Source organism: Nocardiopsis sp. FR4, assembly GCF_009830945.1.
In the GTDB taxonomy this organism is placed as follows: Bacteria; Actinomycetota; Actinomycetes; order Streptosporangiales; family Streptosporangiaceae; genus Nocardiopsis.
Genome location: NZ_ML776454.1, coordinates 330015 through 349655, shown reverse-complemented (window position 1 = coordinate 349655; position 19641 = coordinate 330015). Strand labels below are relative to the sequence as shown.

The 19641-nt window shown below is 71.9% G+C and carries 15 protein-coding genes; 13 read left to right on the top strand and 2 right to left on the bottom strand.

Annotation, left to right across the window (positions count from 1 at the left end):
- The first annotated feature begins 18 nt into the window (after window positions 1–18).
- On the top strand, window positions 19–315 hold the full coding sequence (locus FYW95_RS01485) for an antibiotic biosynthesis monooxygenase family protein (protein WP_159939961.1): 297 nt from the start codon (window positions 19–21) through the stop codon (window positions 313–315).
- A 244-nt stretch (window positions 316–559) separates the two neighbouring features.
- Window positions 560–1948 (top strand): glycine--tRNA ligase, encoded by a 1389-nt coding sequence (locus tag FYW95_RS01480; protein ID WP_201294596.1) that lies wholly within the window; start codon window positions 560–562, stop codon window positions 1946–1948.
- Window positions 1949–2030: 82 nt separating this feature from the next.
- Here the strand turns inward: FYW95_RS01480 and FYW95_RS01475 are convergent, their stop codons facing one another.
- Window positions 2031–2519, bottom strand: a complete 489-nt coding sequence (locus FYW95_RS01475) for a GNAT family N-acetyltransferase (protein ID WP_159939963.1) — start codon at window positions 2517–2519, stop codon at window positions 2031–2033.
- 783 nt (window positions 2520–3302) lie between these two features.
- On the opposite strand from FYW95_RS01475, the gene FYW95_RS01470 reads away from it, so the two are divergent.
- A complete protein-coding gene (locus FYW95_RS01470; RefSeq protein WP_159939965.1) occupies window positions 3303–3677 on the top strand; it encodes a PadR family transcriptional regulator in 375 nt (124 codons plus the stop codon).
- A complete protein-coding gene (locus tag FYW95_RS01465; protein WP_160049890.1) occupies window positions 3677–5059 on the top strand; it encodes a permease prefix domain 1-containing protein in 1383 nt (460 codons plus the stop codon). Before FYW95_RS01470 ends, FYW95_RS01465 begins: the two co-directional genes overlap by 1 nt.
- A 370-nt stretch (window positions 5060–5429) precedes the next feature.
- Here the strand turns inward: FYW95_RS01465 and FYW95_RS01460 are convergent, their stop codons facing one another.
- A complete protein-coding gene (locus FYW95_RS01460) occupies window positions 5430–6185 on the bottom strand; it encodes a PAQR family membrane homeostasis protein TrhA (RefSeq protein ID WP_159939969.1) in 756 nt (251 codons plus the stop codon).
- A 461-nt stretch (window positions 6186–6646) separates the two neighbouring features.
- On the opposite strand from FYW95_RS01460, the gene ppdK reads away from it, so the two are divergent.
- The 9 genes from ppdK (at window position 6647) to FYW95_RS01415 (ending at window position 19641) form a co-directional block, all read left to right on the top strand.
- A complete protein-coding gene (gene ppdK / locus FYW95_RS01455) occupies window positions 6647–9340 on the top strand; it encodes a pyruvate, phosphate dikinase (protein WP_159939971.1) in 2694 nt (897 codons plus the stop codon).
- 330 nt (window positions 9341–9670) lie between these two features.
- Window positions 9671–10774: a YdcF family protein gene (locus tag FYW95_RS01450; protein WP_159939973.1), complete on the top strand. Its 1104-nt coding sequence runs from the start codon at window positions 9671–9673 to the stop codon at window positions 10772–10774.
- A 51-nt stretch (window positions 10775–10825) separates the two neighbouring features.
- Entirely contained in the window at window positions 10826–12076 is a 1251-nt protein-coding gene (locus FYW95_RS01445; protein ID WP_159939975.1) for a deoxyguanosinetriphosphate triphosphohydrolase, read from the top strand.
- A 144-nt stretch (window positions 12077–12220) separates the two neighbouring features.
- Complete coding sequence (locus tag FYW95_RS01440; protein WP_159940078.1) at window positions 12221–13237, top strand: LacI family DNA-binding transcriptional regulator; 1017 nt, start codon at window positions 12221–12223, stop codon at window positions 13235–13237.
- 175 nt (window positions 13238–13412) lie between these two features.
- Window positions 13413–15083, top strand: coding sequence for a ribulokinase (gene araB, locus FYW95_RS01435; RefSeq protein WP_159940080.1), 1671 nt, complete (start codon window positions 13413–13415; stop codon window positions 15081–15083).
- The gene (locus FYW95_RS01430; protein WP_159939977.1) at window positions 15080–15772 is read left to right on the top strand and encodes an L-ribulose-5-phosphate 4-epimerase; all 693 of its coding nucleotides are present in this window, start codon (window positions 15080–15082) and stop codon (window positions 15770–15772) included. The genes araB and FYW95_RS01430 overlap by 4 nt, the downstream gene beginning before the upstream one ends.
- Before the next feature lie 13 nt (window positions 15773–15785).
- Window positions 15786–17222 carry an L-fucose/L-arabinose isomerase family protein gene (locus FYW95_RS01425; protein WP_160049889.1) on the top strand — a complete coding sequence of 479 codons (1437 nt, stop codon included), beginning with the start codon at window positions 15786–15788 and terminating at the stop codon, window positions 17220–17222.
- Between the two features lie 89 nt (window positions 17223–17311).
- Window positions 17312–18676 (top strand): extracellular solute-binding protein, encoded by a 1365-nt coding sequence (locus tag FYW95_RS01420; RefSeq protein WP_160049888.1) that lies wholly within the window; start codon window positions 17312–17314, stop codon window positions 18674–18676.
- Window positions 18677–18693: 17 nt separating this feature from the next.
- Entirely contained in the window at window positions 18694–19641 is a 948-nt protein-coding gene (locus tag FYW95_RS01415) for a carbohydrate ABC transporter permease (protein WP_159939982.1), read from the top strand.

Below are 19641 nucleotides of genomic sequence, written 5' to 3'. Positions count from 1 at the left end.
TTGGGCCACAATGGTTCCGTGATCGTCATCACCCGTTACTCCGTGCCCGAGGCCGACACCGAGGCCTTCCAGACCGACGCCGCGGCCGCGGTCGAGGTGCTCTCCCGCCGCCCCGGGTTCCGGGGCCACCGGGTGGGCCGCGCCGCCGACGACCCCCGCCTGTGGACCGTGGTCACCGAGTGGGAGGGCGCCGGCTTCTACCGCCGGGCCCTGTCCGACTTCGACGTCAAGGTCAACGCCGTGCCGCTGCTCTCCCGCGCCATCGACGAGCCCACCGCCTTCGAGGTGATGGCCGGCGGGGACGCGCCGGCCTGAGCCGGACGGGCCCGCGCGCCCGGACCGCAGGGAGTGCTCGCCTGAGCCGGGCTGAGCCGCGCGGGGCCCGTCCACGCGGCCGAAACCGTGTGTGCCCGGTTGCGGAGTGCTCTAGCCTGGGTGGACGAGGTCGTCCGCCGACGCCGCCCGTCCCGGGCCGCGGCGCACACCCACCGCCTTCCACGACCAACCGATGTATCGCGCACGCGATCCACCGACACCCAGCCGGATGGAGAGTCACCCCATGGCCGCCAAGTCAGAGGCAATGGACGCACTGGTCAACCTCGCCAAGCGCCGAGGCCTGGTCTACCCCTCCAGCGAGATCTACGGGGGTCTGCGCGCCGCCTGGGACTACGGCCCCCTCGGCGTCGAACTGAAGAACAACGTCAAGCGCCAGTGGTGGCGCTCCATGGTGCAGGAGCGCGAGGACATCGTCGGCCTGGACTCCAGCGTCATCCTGGCCCGCGAGGTCTGGGAGGCCTCCGGCCACGTGACGGCCTTCGTCGACCCGCTCACCGAGTGCCAGTCCTGCCACAAGCGCTTCCGGGCCGACCACCTCATCGAGGCCTACGAGGAGAAGCACGGCCACGAGCCCGCCGAGGGTCTGGCCGCGATCGCCTGCCCCAACTGCGGCGCCAAGGCCTCCTTCACCGAGCCGCGCATGTTCAACGGCCTGCTGCGCACCTACCTGGGCCCGGTCCAGGACGAGAAGGGCCTGGCCTACCTGCGCCCGGAGACCGCCCAGGGCATCTTCATCAACTACAAGAACGTCGAGCAGAGCGCCCGCCGCAAGGTCCCCTTCGGCATCGGCCAGATCGGCAAGTCGTTCCGCAACGAGATCACCCCGGGCAACTTCATCTTCCGCACCCGCGAGTTCGAGCAGATGGAGATGGAGTTCTTCGTCAAGCCCGGCACGGACGAGGAGTGGCACCAGCACTGGATCGACGTCCGCCACCAGTGGTACGTCGACCTGGGCATCGCCAAGGACAACCTGCGCCTGTACGAGCACCCGCAGGAGAAGCTGTCCCACTACTCCAAGCGCACGGTCGACATCGAGTACCGCTTCAACTTCCAGGGCTCGGAGTGGGGTGAGCTGGAGGGCATCGCCAACCGCACCGACTACGACCTCAAGACGCACTCCGAGGCCTCGGGCGTGGACCTGTCCTTCTTCGACCAGGAGAACAACGAGCGCTACATCCCCTACGTCATCGAGCCCGCGGCCGGTGTCGACCGGGCGGTGCTCACGTTCATGCTGGACGCCTACAACGTCGACGAGGCGCCCAACGCCAAGGGCAAGATGGAGAAGCGCGCCGTGATGCGCCTGGACCCGCGCCTGGCCCCGGTCAAGGCCGCGGTCCTGCCGCTCTCGCGCAACGCCGACCTCTCGCCCAAGGCCCGCGACCTGGCCGCTCGCCTGCGCCGTCGCTGGAACGTGGAGTTCGACGACGCAGGTGCGATCGGCCGCCGCTACCGCCGCCAGGACGAGATCGGCACCCCGTTCTGCGTCACGGTGGACTTCGACACCCTTGAGGACGACGCGGTGACCGTGCGCGAGCGCGACACCATGTCCCAGGAGCGCGTCTCCCTGGACCGCGTCGAGACCTACCTGTTCGAGCGCCTGCCGGGCTGCTAGGAGCCGCTGCTCGCGCCGACCGCGAACGCGAGAACCGCCCGGGCCCCCGGAAGAGGGGCCCGGGCGGTTCCGTGTTCCGGGCTCACAGCCTCCGGTGCATGATGTGCAGGCCGACGTAGCCGTGCTCGGGGTGGGCGAACCCCTCGGGCAGGGTGCCGATCACCGTGAACCCCAGGGAGCGCCACAGCGCGACGGCCCGGGTGTTGGTCTCCACCACCGCGTTGAACTGCATGGCGCGGAATCCGTCGGCCCGGGCCCGCTCCAGGACGTGGTTCCCCAGTGCGCGGCCGACGCCGCGCCCCCGGTGGGCGGGGTCGACCATGAAGCTCGCGCTCGCGATGTGGGAAGCGGGTCCCCCGTGGTTGCGGACACTGTTGGCGGTACCCATCACGGTGCCCTGGTCGTCGACCGCCACGAACGTGCGCCCCGGCGCGGGCGGGAACCACATCTCCCGCGCCTGCTCGGACCCGGTGGTGGTCTCCCAGCTGAAGGTGGTGCCCGCGGCGATGACGGGCTGCATGAACGCCCACATCACGGGCCAGTCGCCGGGCGTGGCGTCGCGGATCAGCATGTCCCCAGCCTCACGGGCGGCCGCGCTCCCCGCAACCGGTTTTCCAGCCCGGACAGGGGAGACGGCCGGACCCGGGGGGAGATTGGTTTCCGGCCGTCTCTGTGTGGCTCCCCGGCCGCACACGGCCGGGACACCGCTTTCAACGTAGCGCCAGTCCTCAGGTGGAACGCGGTGGTTTCGCACCTCTTGTCCTACCGCGTGAGCGAATCGTGACGCCGGTTCGGTGCGGACGCGGGCGGCTGGTCACGGGCGGTGCGGTCGTGGTTCCGTACCGGGGCGACCGTGCGTTGACCTCCTCAAGGGGCTGACCGCCCAGGACGAGGCGGTGGCGCGCACCTGGGCTCGCTGGCCCCAAGGATCCGGCCGCCCGGAAGGGGGGCGACCGCCGCGTCCTCCTCCCGGTGGGGAGCCCGGCCCTGGCAGCGCCCCCTGGCCAGTCAGAGCAGAAAGGTGTCCCGGCACGATGCGGCCGGACCCGGGGGATGGTTTCCGGTCGCCCCCTCGACCCCGTGGCCGCACGCGACCACGGAACCTTGTCCCCGATCTGGCGGTAGGGATTGGGCGTTAATCGATACTCTGATGCGCTTTGTCCTACTGCGTAAGCGAACCGTGAACGTCGATCGCGGTCCGTCCCGTGCCCGGGTGCGGGTGCGTGCGGCTCCGTTCGAGGCCACGGGCCTTCCGCGCGGGCGTGCCGGAACGCGAGTGCCGCAACACCTAACTCCTCTATGCCTAGCTCTGCTAGGGTTATATCCCTAGCGGAACTAGGTATGGGATATCGGCATGCACATCGACAAGGATCTTGTCGCGGCCTCGGCCACACCGCTCGTCCTGGGCATCCTGGCTGAGGGCGATTCCTACGGCTACGCGATCGTCAAACGCGTCAACGAACTCTCCGACGGGCGGATGCAGTGGACGGACGGGATGCTCTACCCGCTGCTGCACCGTCTGGAGCGCAACGGCCACGTCCGGGCGTTTTGGAGCACCTCCGAGGCGGGACGCCGCCGCAAGCACTACGCCATCACCCCGGCGGGGCTCCGTTCGCTGGCCGAGCGACGCCGGCAGTGGGACGTCGTCGCCGACGCGCTCAGGCAGGTGTGGCGGACCGCGCCGCGGCCCCCGCTCCTGGGAGAGGCCTCGGCAGGGGGGATCGCCTGATGAGCGGCACCCCGGGTGCGGGCGTCCTGGAGGCCCAGATCGACCAGTGGCGCGGCTTCGTGAGCCGCCGCCGGGCCATCGCCGCCTCCGACGTCGAGGAGATGGAGGACCACCTGCGCGAACAGATCGCCGACCTGGAGGCCGGCGGCCTCGATCACGAGGAGGCCTTCCTCGTCGCGGTCAAGCGCATGGGCAGCCTGGACGAGGTGTCCCGCGAGTTCGCGCGCGAGCACTCCCACCGGCTCTGGAAGCAGTTGGTCCTGGTCCCCGAGGCCGGTGACGGCGGGGGCGGCCTCGCGCGCTGGCGCGACCTCGGCACGGCGCTCGCGTTCGCGCTCGGCGCGGGCCTGGCGCTCAAGCTCCTGTTCACGTTCGTCAACGGCGACATGGCGCTGGTCCGCAACCTCGCCTTCACGGTGCTGCCGTTCCTGGCGGGTTGGTTCGCCTGGAAGCGGCGCGTCACCTGGCGGGTGTGCGCGGCGGTGGCCGCCCTCGCGCTGGTCCCGGCCCTGGCGGTGAACCTCTACCCCTTCGAGGCCACCGCGGGGCCGTTCCCGGCGCCCGGGATGACGGCGGTGCTCGCGTTCACGCACGCCCCGGTCCTGCTGTGGCTGCTGGTGGGGGTCCTGCACGCGGGCGGCGCGTGGAAGTCCCACGACCGGCGGATGGACTTCGTGCGGTTCACCGGCGAGCTGGTGGTGTACCTGGCGCTGATCATGCTGGGGTCCATGGTCCTGGTGGGCCTCACCTTCGGCGTGCTCGGACTGGTTGGTATCGATCTCGAGCCGTTCCTCGAGGACTGGCTCCTGCCGTTCGGCCTGCCCGGCGCGCTCCTGGTCGGCGCGTGGCTGGTGGAGGCCAAGAAGAGCGTGGTGGAGAACATCGCGCCCGTGCTGACCCGCGTCTTCACCCCGCTGGCGGTGGTGATGCTGCTCGCGGACCTGGTGGCGCTGCTGGTGAACGGGCCGCTGACCACGGCCGACCGCGAACTGCTCATCCTCATGGACGCCGTCCTGGTGCTGGTGCTGTTCCTGCTGCTGTACTCGGTCTCCGCCCGCGACCGGCTGGCCCCGGCGGGCGTGTTCGACTGGCTCCAACTGGTGCTGGTCGGTGCGGCGCTCGCGGTGGACGCGGTGGCGCTGACGGCGATGCTCACCCGCATCGCCGAGTTCGGGTTCACCGCCAACAAGACCGCCGCGCTCGGGTTGAACCTGGTGCTGCTGGTGCACCTGGCGTGGTCGGCGTGGCTGATGGCGGGGTTCGTACGCGGCAAGCGGCCCTTCGGCGCCGTCGAACGCTGGCAGACGGCCTACCTGCCGGTGTACGCGGCTTGGACGGGGCTGGTGGTGCTGGCGTTCCCGCCGCTGTTCGCCTTCGCCTGATCCGGAGGGTGATCGGCGCCCCCGCGCACCGGGTCCCCTCCCGGAGCGCGGGGGCGTGCGTGTGGGCTCGGTTCGCTTCGAGGCGGGCGTCGTGCAGGTGGCGGCCGTGGCGGAAGAGGCGCATGACGCGGGAGGCCAGGTCCCGGGGCGAGCAGTTCGTCCTCCACGGTGGACACGCAGTCCACCGTGCGGTCCGGGCGCAGCCGGAGCTCCATGGGCGTGCCGAGGCCGGTGTCCTGGACGATGGGGCACTTGGCGGGGGAAGCCGAAGCCGCCGACCTCCGGACCGGAGGCGGCGACGAGGTCGCGGACCGTCGCGCAGTACCGGTCGAACACGAACGGCACACCCGGTCGCGGTGCCCCGGTGTTCTCAGGCCGCGGCGTAGACCACGAACGACACCGCGACATAGTGGCAGACGAAGGCCGCGATCGTCAGCGAGTGGAAGATCTCGTGGAAGCCGAACCAGCGCGGGGCCGGGTCGGGCCACTTGAGCCCGTAGACCACCGCGCCCACGCTGTAGAGCACCCCGCCCACCAGGATGAGGATCCACGTGGCCGGGTTGGTGCCGCCGACCAGGTCCGGGATGAACAGCACCGCCACCCAGCCGATCGCCAGGTACAGCGCCGTGGACAGCCAGCGCGGGGCGTTGAGCCACAGCAGTTTGAAGCCCACCCCGGCGATCGCGCCGCCCCAGATGAGCGCCAGCATCGCGACGCGCAGCGTCCCCTCCAGGACCAGCACCACGAAGGGCGTGTAGGTGCCCGCGATGATGAGGTAGATGTTGGAGTGGTCCATGCGGCGCAGCACCCGCTGCGCCCCGGGCGACCAGCGGCCCACGTGGTAGATGGCCGAGGTGCTGAACAGCAGCACCGAGCTGAGCGCGTACACCGCGCTGGCGGCCAGCGCGGGAAGGGTGGGGGAGAGCGCCACCAGGACGATCCCGGCTGCCAGGGCCAACGGAGCGGTGCCCAGGTGCAGCCAGCCGCGCAGGCGCGGCTTGACCGCCTCCAGCAGGTCCCCGGCGGCGGACGCGGCCCGTTCGGGCACTGAGGGGTCCGAGGGCTGGGGGGGAGCGTCCCGGTCGGTCTCCGCGCGTCCGTCTCCCCGAGCCTGTTCCTCCGACACGCCGCATCCCTCCGTCTTCGGGGTCCGCCCTTCTGCGGGCCTTCCGGCAGCCTAACCTACGGAACCGTAGGTTACCTTCCGGTATGGCTGTGTTCCCGGGCACAGGAGACCCTTCGGTGCTGGTGCCAAACTGCCCCGTGTGGTGGGTGTGAAACCGGATTGGTAGGGCACGCCCCTGAGGAGAAGATCACGGGCGGAAAGCGGGATTGTGAGCTCGAGCACGACCGTGAGCAGGGGTGTTGCGGTCTCCGCGGGCCGGGTGCGGTGGATTCGGCGACCGGGGGCCCGTGTATCTGCGATAGACCATTGGTATAGACCTCTTTAATAGCTCTTAACTGCGGATATGGCGAAAAGAGGGAGTTCGTGAAGGAGGAAGCCCGCACGGTGTGGATAGAGTCCCGCCCAACCGGGCACAGGCGCCGACCCAGCGCCGGGTCATCGAGAGACGAGGGAGCACCCCCGTGGCGAAGTACGTCTACAAGTTCACCGAGGGCAACAAGGACCTGAAGGATCTGCTCGGAGGCAAGGGGGCCAACCTCGCCGAGATGACCAACCTCGGCCTGCCGGTGCCTCCCGGTTTCACGATCACCACGGAGGCGTGCCGCCACTACCTCGCCCACGGCAGCGTCCCCGCGGGCCTGGACGCCGAGATCGAGGCCAACCTCAAGGAGCTGGAGAAGGCCATGGGCCGCCGGCTCGGCCAGCCCGACGACCCCCTCCTGGTGAGCGTACGCTCGGGCGCCAGATTCTCCATGCCCGGCATGATGGAGACCGTCCTCAACATCGGGCTCAACGACGAGTCCGTGGTCGGCCTGGCCGCGCAGGGCGGCGAGCGCTTCGCCTGGGACTCCTACCGGCGCCTGATCCAGATGTTCGGCAAGACCGTCCAGGGCATCGACGGCGAGCTCTTCGAGGACGCCATCGAGGAGGCCAAGGCCGCCAAGGGCATCACCAACGACCTGGACCTGGACGCCGACGACCTGCGCGGGCTGGTGGACCGCTTCAAGGCGGTCGTGCTGGAGCAGACCGGCAGCCCCTTCCCCGGCGACCCCCGCGAGCAGATGACCCTGGCCATCAAGGCCGTCTTCGACTCCTGGAACGCCCCCCGCGCCGTCCTGTACCGCCGCCAGGAGCGCATCCCCGCCGACCTGGGCACCGCGGTCAACGTCTGCTCCATGGTCTTCGGCAACCTCGGCATGGACTCGGGCACCGGTGTGGCCTTCACCCGCGACCCCGCCTCCGGCCAGCCCGGCGTCTACGGCGACTACCTCCAGAACGCCCAGGGCGAGGACGTGGTGGCCGGTATCCGCAACACCGTGCCCCTGGCCGACCTCCGGGAGATCGACGCCCGCAGCTACGAGGAGCTGATGGGCATCATGGACACCCTGGAGAACCACTACCGCGACCTGTGCGACATCGAGTTCACCATCGAGCGCGGCAAGCTGTGGATGCTCCAGACCCGGGTGGGCAAGCGCACGGCCGCCGCCGCGTTCCGCATCGCCGACCAGCTCGTCGACCAGGGCATGATCACCCTGGACGAGGCGGTCCAGCGCGTGACCGGCGACCAGCTCGCCCAGCTGATGTTCCCCCGCTTCGACGAGGGCGCCGCCGCCGGTACCGACGCGCACCTCCTGGGCCGGGGCATGAACGCCTCCCCGGGCGCCGCGGTGGGCAAGGCCGTCTTCGACTCCTACACCGCCGTGAAGTGGTCGCGCAGCGGCGAGCGCGTCATCCTGTGCCGCCGCGAGACCAACCCCGACGACCTGGAGGGGATGATCGCCGCCGAGGGCATCCTCACCAGCCGGGGCGGCAAGACCTCGCACGCCGCCGTGGTCGCCCGCGGCATGGGCAAGACCTGCGTGTGCGGCGCCGAGGAACTCGACATCGACACCAAGAACCGGCGGATGACCGCGCCCGGCGGCGAGGTGATCGAGGAGGGCGACGTCATCTCCATCGACGGAACCAGCGGCGAGGTCTTCCTCGGCGAGGTGCCCGTGGTGGACTCGCCCGTGGTGCGCTACTTCGAGGGCGAGATCGACCCCGCCTCCGACCAGGCCGACGACCTGGTGCGCGCCGTGGACCGGCTCATGCACTACGTCGACGCCGCCCGCCGGATGCGCGTGCGCGCCAACGCCGACACCGCCGAGGACGCCGCCCGCGCCCGCCGGATGGGTGCCCAGGGCATCGGCCTGTGCCGGACCGAGCACATGTTCCTGGGCGACCGCCGCCAGCTGGTGGAGCGGCTCATCCTCGCCGACACCGAGGACGAGCAGACCGAGGCCCTGGACGCGCTGCTGCCCCTCCAGCGCGCGGACTTCGGCGGGATCCTGGAGGCCATGGACGGTCTGCCGGTGACCGTGCGCCTGCTCGACCCGCCGCTGCACGAGTTCCTGCCCGACATCACCGAGCTGTCGGTGCGCGTGGCCGTGGCCGAGGCGCGCGGCGAGAGCCACGAGAACGACCTGCGCGTGTTGCAGGCCGTGCACCGCCTGCACGAGCAGAACCCCATGCTGGGCCTGCGCGGCGTGCGCCTGGGGCTGGTCGTGCCCGGCCTGTTCACCATGCAGGTGCGCGCCATCGCCCAGGCCGCCGTGGACCGGATCAACGCGGGCGGGCGCCCCTGTCCCGAGATCATGATCCCGCTGGTGGGCACCGTGCAGGAGCTGGAGATCATCCGCGAGGACGCGCTGCGCGTGCTGCGCGAGGTCGGGCAGGAGCACGGCGTGGAGCTGGACTTCCCCGTCGGCACGATGATCGAGCTGCCCCGCGCCGCGCTGACCGCCGGGCAGATCGCCGAGAACGCCGAGTTCTTCTCCTTCGGCACCAACGACCTCACTCAGACCGTGTGGGGCTTCTCCCGCGACGACGTGGAGGCCTCCTTCTTCTCCGCCTACCTGGAGAAGGGCGTGTTCGGGGTGTCGCCGTTCGAGTCCCTGGACGTGGACGGCGTGGGCCGCCTGGTGCGCATCGCGGCCGAGGAGGGGCGGGCCGCCCGCCCGGGCATCAAGCTCGGCGTGTGCGGTGAGCACGGCGGCGACCCCGCCTCGGTGCACTTCTTCCACAAGGTCGGCCTGGACTACGTGTCCTGCTCGCCCTTCCGGGTCCCCGTCGCCCGCCTGGAGGCGGGCCGGGCGGCCGGGCGCAACGCGTCCTGACGGGGTCCGGACGCACGGCGGACGCGGTGGCGGCGGCCACCGCGTCCGCGGTGTTCCCGGGGGAGGGGCGGTCCCGGAAACGCCCTAGACTCGTGCCGGTCGGCGGTCACACGCGCACGGAGTCAACCGTGACCAGTTCGTGATGTATTCTGACCGCCAAGCAGGGCATTCCCGTTCCCCCGTCCTTCCCCACCCCGGAGGAGCGAGGGCGCGCCGACACCTTCCCCCAGTACGGCCCCGGGCCGAACCGTCTCGAACCGGGGGCGGACGGGGGCCGTCCCAGTGGGGGTACACATCCCCCGATCAGAGAAGTTGTGCGGAGGTGAGCCGGTGCGAACGGCGAACGACGGCCGCGGCGAGGAGCCGTGGGAGAACCCCACCACCCCCTCGTCCGATGACGAGGCCACCCGGGTCTTCTCCCGGGACTCCTTCTCCGCGGTCCCCGGCGGGGAGGCCGACACCACCCGCGCCCTTCGCCGCGATCCGGCCGACGAGACCACCCAGCCGCTGCGGCGCGCGGAGCCCGCCGACCCCGACGCGACCCGCGCGTTCAGCCGGGCCGACACGGCTGCCGCGGATCCGGCGCCCACCCGCGTCGCCGGCACCCCGGCCACCGAGGCCCCTGACGGGGACGCGTCCGGAGAGGGCCCCTCCTTCACCCGCCGCTTCGTCCGCGAACGCCCCCCCGGACGCGGCCGCGCGCCCCGCCCGGTCCGGGGGCGCCCCGAACCCCGGCCGCGGCCGGAGGAGCCGCGGCCCGGACCCGCCCCGCGCGAGCGCGGCTCCGCGCCGCCAGGGCCGCGCCGGCGGAGGCAGCGCCGACTGCGTCTGCGCTGGGTGGTCACCCTGCTGCTGCTCACCGCCCTGGCCCTGCCGCCCGGCACCTGGGCCTGGGTCTGGTACACCGCGCGCCAGGACGACCGCACCGCCTCCGACGCCATCGTCGTGCTCGGCGCCAGCCAGTACAACGGCGTCCCCTCGCCCGTCTTCGAGGCCCGGCTGCGCCACGCCCAGGTGCTCTACCTGGAGGGGGTGGCCCCCGTCATCGTCACGGTGGGGGGCAAACAGCCCGGCGACAACTTCACCGAGGCGGCCTCGGGGCGCAACTGGCTGATCGAGGTGGGCATCCCCGCCGAGCGGATCATCGCGGTGGAGGAGGGCAGCGACACCCTGCAGAGCATCCAGGCGGTCTCCCTCGTCTTCGAGGAGAACTCGTGGAACAGCGCCACCCTGGTCTCCGACCCCTGGCACAGCCTGCGATCCCAGCGCATGGCCGCCGACCACGGCATCGAGGCGGGCACCTCGCCCTCCCGCTCGGGCCCGGCCGTCATCGAGCGCCGCACGCAGCTGTGGTACATCACCAGGGAGACCGCGTCGCTCTGGTACTACTGGATCTTCAACGACAGCAGCGACATCCAGGTCAACGCCGCCTGACCGGGGCGGACGGCAGGGGTGTCCGCCGCTGGGAACAGGGCCGCACACACGATGAGCAACCACCTCCGTGAGGGCGGGGCACCGGGCTACACGGCGCACGACACCGAACGCCTGGCGCGTGAGAACCGCAAGAACCGCGCCCGGGACCCCTTCGAGCGCGACCGGGCCCGCGTCCTGCACAGCTCGGCCCTGCGCCGCCTGGCCGCCAAGACCCAGGTGGTCCAGCCCGGGGTGAGCGACTTCCCGCGCACCCGCCTCACCCACTCCCTGGAGTGCGCCCAGATCGGCCGCGAGCTCGGCCAGGCGCTGGGCTGCGACCCCGACCTGGTGGAGGCGGCCTGTCTGTCCCACGACCTGGGCCACCCGCCCTTCGGCCACAACGGCGAGCGCGCCCTGGACGAGGCCGCCGCCGACTGCGGCGGCTTCGAGGGCAACGCCCAGAGCCTGCGCCTGCTGGTGCGCCTGGAGGGCAAGGTCATCGACCCCGAGGGGCGCAGCGCCGGGCTCAACCTCACCCGGGCCACCCTCGACGCCACCGTCAAGTACCCGTGGATGCGCGGCGAGGGCGGCGACACCCCCAAGTTCAACTGCTACCCCGACGACGCCGAGGTGTTCGCCTGGCTGCGCCGGGGCGCGCCGCACGGGCGCACCTGCTTCGAGGCCCAGGTCATGGACTGGGCCGACGACGTCGCCTACTCGGTCCACGACGTGGAGGACGCCCTGCACGCGGGTCTGGTGGACCTGGCCGCCCTGCGGGGGTCCGCCGAACGCGCGGAGATCGTGCGGATCGCCGCCGCCCACTACTGCGACGCCGAACCGGCCGAGCTGGAGGAGGTCTTCACCGGCCTGGTCGCCGACCCCGTCTGGCCGCGGGAGTTCACTGGGGACCTGCCCTCGCTGGCCGCCCTGAAGAACCTCACCAGCCAGCTCATCGGCCGCTTCTGCCGGGCCGCCGAGGACGCGACCCGGGCCGCGCACGGCCCCGGGCGGCTCACCCGCTACGGTGCCGACCTGCTCGTGCCGCGCCGCCCCCTGCTGGAGTGCGCCCTGCTCAAGGCGGTGGCCGCGCACTTCGTGATCTCCCGTGAGGAGGCGCTGGTCTACCAGGCCGAGGAGCGGCGCCTGATCACCGAGCTGGTGGACGTGCTGTGGAAGAGCGCGCCCGAGCACCTGGACCCCCAGTTCCGCGCCTCCTTCACCGAGGCCGCGGACGACGCCGCGGCCCTGAGGGTGGTGATCGACCAGGTGGCCTCGCTGACCGACACCTCGGCGACCACCCTGCACGCGCGCCTGGTGGGCTGAGGGGCCGATTTTCCCTCCGGCCCACGCCAGGGGGTTGACATCTGCCATGTGAGCGTTAACACTGTTGCCCACCTCACAAGTGTTTCCCCCTCGTAGACCGGAGGTGTCCTCCTCGTGAACCCCCCAGGTGGCCGTACCCCCGTCATGGCGGACGTGGCCCGGCTGGCCGGCGTCTCCCACCAGACGGTGTCCCGGGTGATCAACGGCCACCCCAACGTCCGCGAGGAGACCGTGCTGCGCGTGCGGCGCGCCATCGAGGAGCTCGGCTACCACCGCAACTCCACCGCGCGCGCCCTGGTCACCCGCCGGACCAACGTGCTCGGGGTCATCGCCTTCGACACCACGCTCTTCGGCCCGGCCCAGACCCTGTCCGGGATCGAGCGCGCGGCGCGCGAGGCGGGCTACTTCGTCAGCATCGTCAGCCTCGACGACGTCTCACCGGACGGCATCGTGGCCGCTGCCGAGTACCTCATCCAGCAGTCGGTGGAGGGGTGCGTGGCCATCGCCCCCCAGCGCAGCCTGGTCGAGGCGCTGGCCGACCTGCCCGGACCGCGCCCCCTGGTCGCGGTGGAGGGCGGCGAGGGCTCGGGCCTGCCCGTGGTGTGCGTGGACCAGACCCAGGGCGCCCGCGAGGCCGTCCGCCACCTGCTCGACCTCGGGCACACCACCGTCCACCACGTCGAGGGCGACCCCCTGTGGCTGGAGTCGGAGGCCCGGGCGGTCGGGTGGCGCGGGGCGCTGGAACAGGCCGGGGCGCCGGTCCCCGAACCGCTCCAGGGCGACTGGAGCCCCCGGTCGGGCTACGACCTGGGCCGCCGCCTGGTGGCCCGCAGGGCGGCGGGGGAGCGGGTCACCGCGATCTTCGTCTCCAACGACCAGATGGCCATCGGGGTGCTGCGCGCCCTGCACGAGGCGGGGCTGAACGTGCCCGGGGACGTCAGCGTGGTCGGTTTCGACGACGTGCCCGAGGCGGAGTTCCTCACCCCCTCACTGACCACCGTCTTCCAGGACTTCGCCCAGGTGGGCAAGGAGAGCCTGGCACTGCTGCTCGGCCAGATCGGCACCGGGCGCGAGGGCGCGGCGCCCCCGGCCGGGGGCGTGCGCCGGGTCGTCCCGGCGCGGCTGCGGGTCCGGGGCAGCAGCGGCCCTCCGCCGCCGTGACCCCGATCCCCGTCCGCTGACCGACGTTCGCTGACCCGTCTCCTTCCGTCCCCTCCGTTCCTCCCGCCGACCCCTGCCCCCGCTGGCCCCCGCCGAAAGGGACTGACTCCTCATGAACCGAAATGTTAACGATCACAATTCATCTTCGACCGACTACGTGCCGTCGGTCGACGCCGTGGCCGTCGGAGTCGACTTCGGAACCCTCTCCGGACGCGCCGTCGTGGTGCGCGTGAGCGACGGCGCCGAGCTCGCCTCCGCCGCCCACGCCTACCGGCACGGCGTCATCGCCGACCGCCTGCCCGGATCGGACGCCGCACTGGAGCCGGAGACCGCCCTCCAGTCCCCCGAGGACTACCGCGAGGTCCTGCGCGTGGCCGTCCCCGAGGCGCTGCGGGCCGCGGGTGTCTCCCCCGAGCAGGTCGTGGGCATCGGCACCGACTTCACCGCCTGCACGGTCCTGCCGGTCACCGCCGACGGCACCCCCCTGTGCGAACTGCCCGGCCTCGCCGAGCGCCCGCACGCCTGGCCCAAGCTGTGGCGCCACCACGCCGCCCAGCCCGAGGCCGACGAGATCAACGCCCTGGCCGCCGAGCGCGGCGAGAAGTGGCTGGCCCGCTACGGCGGCAAGATCTCCTCCGAGTGGGAGTTCGCCAAGGCCCTGCAGGTCCTGCGCGACGACCCCGAGGTCTACGCGCGCACCGAACGCTGGATCGAGGCCGCCGACTGGATCGTGTGGCAGCTGTGCGGCCGCGAGACCCGCAACGTCGCCACCGCCGGGTACAAGGGCATCTACCAGGACGGTGAGTGGCCCTCGGAGGACTTCCTCGCCGCCCTGGACCCGGGTTTCTCCGGTTTCGTCCGCGACAAGCTCGCCCACCCCCTTTCCCAGCTCGGCGAGCGCGCGGGCGGCCTGACCGCCGAGGCCGCGGCCTGGACCGGCCTGCCCGAGGGTCTGCCCGTGGCCGTCGGCAACATCGACGCCCACGTCACCGCCGCCACCGCGCAGACCACCGGGCCCGGCCGGATGCTCGCCATCATGGGCACCAGCACCTGCCACGTCATGAACTCCGACGTGCTGGCCGAGGTGCCCGGCATGTGCGGGCTGGCCCTGGGCGGCATCACCCCCGGCGCCTGGGGCTACGAGGCCGGACAGAGCGGCGTCGGCGACATCTTCGGCTGGTTCGCCGAGAACTACGCGCCCCCCGCCTACCACGACGAGGCCCGGAAGAAGGGCGTGAGCCTGCACGACGTGCTCACCGCCAGGGCCGCCGACGCACCCGTGGGCGGGCACGGCCTGGTCGCCCTGGACTGGCACAGCGGCAACCGGTCGGTCCTGGTCGACCACGACCTGTCCGGCGTCCTGGTCGGCATGACCCTGGCCACCCGGCCCGAGGAGGTCTACCGGGCCCTGATCGAGGCCACCGCCTTCGGCACCCGCACCATCATCGAGACCTTCGCGGCCTCCGGGGTACCGGTGCACGACCTCACCATCGGCGGCGGCATGGTCCGCAACCCCTTCGTCCTCCAGGTCTACGCCGACGTCCTGGACCGGCCGCTGCGCATCGTGGCCTCCGAGCACGGCTGCGCGGTCGGCTCCGCCATCCACGCCGCCGTCGCCGCCGGAGCCCACCCCGACATCCACGCCGCCTCCGCGGCCATGGGCCGGGTCCGCGAGGAGACCGTCACCCCCGACCCCGCCCGGACCGCCGCCTACGACGAGCTCTACGCCCTCTACCGCGAACTCCACGACCACTTCGGCCGGGGCGGCAGCCGCAGCCTGCACCGGCTGCGCGCCCTGCGCAACGCCGCCCACGCCGCCCGCACCGCCCCGAAGGGAGACCGATGAGCACCCCGACCCCCCTGGCCGTCCCCGACGACCTCCGCGAGGAGGTGGACCGCCTGCGCGCCCAGGTGTGCGACCTGCACGCCGAACTGCCCCGCTGGGACCTGGTCACCTGGACCAGCGGCAACGTCTCGGCCCGCGTTCCCGGCGCCGACCTGATGGTGATCAAGCCCAGCGGCGTGTCCTACGACAACCTGACCCCCGAGGACATGGTCGTGTGCGACCTGTACGGGCGGGTCGTCGAGGGAGGGCACAAGCCCTCCAGCGACACCGACTCCCACGCCTACGTCTACCGGGCCCGCCCCGACGTCGGCGGCGTCGTGCACACCCACAGCCGCTACGCCACCGCCTGGGCCGCCCGCGGCGAGGCCATCCCCTGCGTCATCACCGCGATGGCCGACGAGTTCGGCGGCGACATCCCCGTCGGGCCCTTCGCCCTCATCGGCGGCGACGACATCGGCAAGGGCGTGGTCGCCACCCTGGAGGGCCACCGCTCGCCCGCCGTCCTCATGCGCGGCCACGGCGTGTTCACCATCGGCGACAGCGCCAAGGCCGCGGTCAAGGCCGCGGTGATGTGCGAGGACGTCGCCCGCACCGTCCACATCGCCCGTCAGGGCGGCCCCCTCGAACGCCTGCCCCAGGAGCACATCGACGCGCTCCACCACCGGTACCAGAACGTCTACGGCCAATAAGGAAGTACGTACCGTGCCCGTACCCACAGCCCCGGCCACCGAGCACCCGCCCGTGAGGGTCGGCAAGCCCCGCATCGGCCTGCTCGGCATCATGCAGCCCCTCTACGACGACATGATCCCCGGCATCACCGAGCACCAGGCGGCCTACGCCGCCCGGGTCGCCGAACAGCTCTCCGACGTCGCCGAGTGGACCGTCAGCCCGCCCGTGCGCGGCCGCGCCGACGCCGAGAACGCCATGCGCGACTTCGAGGCCGCCGGACTCGACGGCGTCCTGGTCGTCATGCTCACCTACGGCCCCTCCCTGCGCGTCACCCCCGTGTTCAGCCGGATGCGCCTACCCGTGGCCCTGGCCAACATCCAGCCCGACCCCCAGGTCAGCGCCTCCTGGGACATGGCCGACATGACCTACAACCAGGGCATCCACGGCGCCCAGGACACCGCCAACGCCATGGTCCGCGCGGGTGTGCCCTTCGAGGTCATCACCGGCGACTGGCAGGCCCCCGAGTTCGCCGCCCGGGTGGACCGCTGGGCCCGCGCCGCTCGCACGGTCACCGCTCTGCGCTCCCTGCGCGTCGGCGTCTTCGGCTACCCCATGAACGGCATGGGCGACGCCCGCGTGGACGAGACCGCCCTGATGCGCGCGCTCGGCCCCGAGGTGCACGTCATCGCCCCGGGCACCCTGCACCGGACGATGGCCGACCTGCCCGAGGAGGCGGTCGCCGACCTCATGGCCTGGGAGGACGGGGTCTTCGAGGTCGACGAGCGCCTGTCCAAGGAGGAGCGCGTCGACCACGCCCGGATGCAGCTGGGCATCGAACGGCTCCTGGAGGAGTCCGGGTGCGGTGCCTACTCCACCCACTTCGACGCGATCGGGGAGGACGGCCGCTTCGCCCGCCTGCCGATGGCCGCCGCCTCCACCCTCATGGCCAAGGGGTACGGGTTCGCCGGTGAGGGCGACGTGCTCGCCGCCTCGGTGGTCTACGCCGGACACCAGCTCGCCGGGGACGGCCACTTCACCGAGATGTACGCGATGGACTTCCCCAGCGACTCCATCCTCATGAGCCACATGGGAGAGGGCAACTGGCGGGTGGCCCGCGAGGACGAGCCCATCCGCCTCATCAAGCGGCCCCTGGGCATCGGCGGTCTGGACGACCCGCCCACCATCCTGTTCCGCTACCGGCCCGGCCCGGCCACCCTGGCCTCGCTGGTGGCCCTGGGCGGTGAGCGCTTCCGCCTGGTCGTGGCCGAGGGCGAGGTGATCGACGCCTCCGAGCTGCCCTCCCTGGAGATGCCCTACGGCCAGTTCCGCCCGGAAAACGGCGTGCGCGGGTGCATGGACGCCTGGCTGCGCGCGGGCGGCACCCACCACATGGTCATGAACACCGGCGCGCGCGCCGAGGACTGGCGGGTCCTGTGCGCGCTCACCGGAGTCGAGTACGTCCGGGTCTGACCCGGATCCGCGGCGCCCCGGCGCCCCGACCCCCCAACGGAGGGCCTCCGGGCGGGGCCCTCCACCCCCTCAGGCGCAAGGAGAACACCGTGCGCGAAGCACCACCACCATCCCCCACACCCTTCCGGGCCGCCCTCTCCGGCCCTCTCCCCGGCTCCGGCCGGTCCTCCGGCCCCGGCCGCCGCGCCGTGCTCGGCGCGGGCCTGGCGGCCGCCGCCGGACTCGCCGTCGCGGGCTGCGCTCCGCCCGACGCCCTGCTCACCAGCCGCACCCGGCTGCGCCAGTGGAACCTGTTCGCGGGCGGCGACGGCAACCGCATGATCGAGATGCACGACGCCTACCAGGCCGAGCACCCCGGGGTCGACTTCCGCGCCACCACCTTCACGTGGGGGGCGCCCTTCTACACCAAGGTCGCCATGGGCGCGGCCGGCGGCCGGGGCGCCGACATCGCCACCGTGCACATCTCCCGGCTGGAGAGCCTGGCCCCCGGGCGGCTGCTGGACCCCATCGACCCCGCGATACTCGCCGAGGCGGGCATCGACGACACCGTGGTGCTGCCCAACATCTGGGAGAAGTGCTTCTTCGACGGCCAGCTCTACGCCATCCCCATCGACACCCACGTCCTCATCCAGTACTACAACCTCGACGTGTGCCGCGAGGCGGGCGTGCTGGACGCCGACGACCGGCTCGTGGAGGTCTCCGGGCTGGACGACTACCTCGACCTGCTCCGCGAGATCCAGGGCGTCACCGGCGCCTACGGCCTGTCCCTGGACACCTGGAACCCCTGGTCCAACTTCTGGGCGCTCTACCGCCAGCAGGACGGCGACATCGTCTTCGGCGAGGACGACTACGAGATGGACGACGACAAGGCCCTGGCCGCCATGGAGGTGCTCTACCGGCTCTCGGAGGAGGGGCTCTCCCCCCGCCACTCCCGGGACGCCGACACCGCCGCCAACCTGGTCAACGCCCGGGCCGGGCTGATGATCCACGGCAACTGGGAGATCCCCACCCTGGAGGCCGCCGGGACCAACTTCTCGGCCACCCAGTTCCCGGCCGTGTTCGGCAACCACCGCACCCGCGGCGACTCCCACTGCTACGTCTTCCCCCACCAGCGCGACCGCGACCCCGAGCGCACCCGGGCCGCCGTGGAGTACGCCGCGTGGATGCTGCGCAACAGCCTCACCTGGGCCCGGGGCGGGCACATCCCCGCCTACCAGCCGGTCGTGGAGAGCGCCGAGTACGACGCACTCCAGCCCCAGGCCGAGTACCGCGAGGCCGCCGAGAACGTGCAGTTCGAGCCCCAGGCCTGGTTCAGCGGATCGGCGGGGCGCCTCCAGGACGAGGCCGCCGGCCCGCTGACCACCCTGCACCAGGGCACCCAGACCCCCGAGCAGGCCCTGGACCAGCTCAAACGGATCATCCGCGACCTGCTGACCGTCCCGTCACCGGTGTAGGGAAGGGAGTGCCCACCATGACCAGCCAGACCCGCGCCCCCGCGCCCAGCACCTCCGCCGGAACGGCGCCGCGCGCCCCCCGCGGCCTCGTCGACGTCCGGCGCAGGCCCACGACGTGGACGGGCCTGTGGTTCACCCTGCCCTTCCTGGCCTTCTACGCCCTGTTCCTGCTGTGGCCCTCCGTGCTCGGCCTCGGCTACACCTTCACCGACCGCAGCCTGGCCGGGGGAGAGATCTCCTTCATCGGGACGGACAACTGGCGGGAGAGCCTGACCGACCCCGACCTGTACGACTCCCTGTGGAACACGCTGTGGTTCACGGTCCTGAGCGTGCCCGTCATGGTCCTGCTCGCGCTCGGCCTGGCCCTGCTCACCGACCACGCCCGTCGGCTCGGGTGGTTCCTGCGGCTGTCCTTCTTCGCGCCGTTCGTGCTGCCCGTCGCGGTGATGACCCTCATCTGGAACTGGATGTACAACCCGAGCCTGGGGCTGTTCAACGGCACCCTGGAGCGGTTCGGCATCACCGGCCCCGAGTGGCTCTTCAGCGAGGACACGGCGATGATCTCCGTGGTCATCGCGACCGCTTGGTGGCAGGTCGGCTTCAACTACCTGCTCTATCTGGCCGCCATGCAGTCCATCCCCAAGGACGTCTACGAGGCGGCGGCCATCGACGGCGCGGGCGCCTGGCAGCGCATCGCCCGCATCACCCTGCCCATGCTCACCCGCACCACCGCCCTCATCGCGGTCCTCCAGCTCATCGGCTCACTGCGGGTGTTCGAGCAGATCTACCTCATGACCATGGGCGGCCCCAACTTCGCCACCCGCACCGTCATCCAGTACATCTACGACTCCGGCTTCGTGGGGCTGCGCGTGGGCCTGGCCTCCTCCATGGCCTACATCTTCATGGTCCTCATCATCGCCGCCTCCATCGCCCAGTTCCGCCTGTTCTCCCGGAAGGAGGGCTGA

What these genes read in the sequence shown, in the direction of transcription:
- FYW95_RS01470 (WP_159939965.1), top strand. Translation starts at nt 3,303, where the DNA reads ATGCACATCGACAAGGATCTTGTCGCGGCCTCGGCCACACCGCTCGTC.
- FYW95_RS01430 (WP_159939977.1), top strand. Translation starts at nt 15,080, where the DNA reads ATGAGCACCCCGACCCCCCTGGCCGTCCCCGACGACCTCCGCGAGGAG.
- FYW95_RS01440 (WP_159940078.1), top strand. Translation starts at nt 12,221, where the DNA reads ATGGCGGACGTGGCCCGGCTGGCCGGCGTCTCCCACCAGACGGTGTCC.
- FYW95_RS01465 (WP_160049890.1), top strand. Translation starts at nt 3,677, where the DNA reads ATGAGCGGCACCCCGGGTGCGGGCGTCCTGGAGGCCCAGATCGACCAG.
- FYW95_RS01480 (WP_201294596.1), top strand. Translation starts at nt 560, where the DNA reads ATGGCCGCCAAGTCAGAGGCAATGGACGCACTGGTCAACCTCGCCAAG.
- FYW95_RS01445 (WP_159939975.1), top strand. Translation starts at nt 10,826, where the DNA reads ATGAGCAACCACCTCCGTGAGGGCGGGGCACCGGGCTACACGGCGCAC.
- FYW95_RS01475 (WP_159939963.1), bottom strand. Translation starts at nt 2,519, where the DNA reads ATGCTGATCCGCGACGCCACGCCCGGCGACTGGCCCGTGATGTGGGCG.
- FYW95_RS01415 (WP_159939982.1), top strand. Translation starts at nt 18,694, where the DNA reads ATGACCAGCCAGACCCGCGCCCCCGCGCCCAGCACCTCCGCCGGAACG.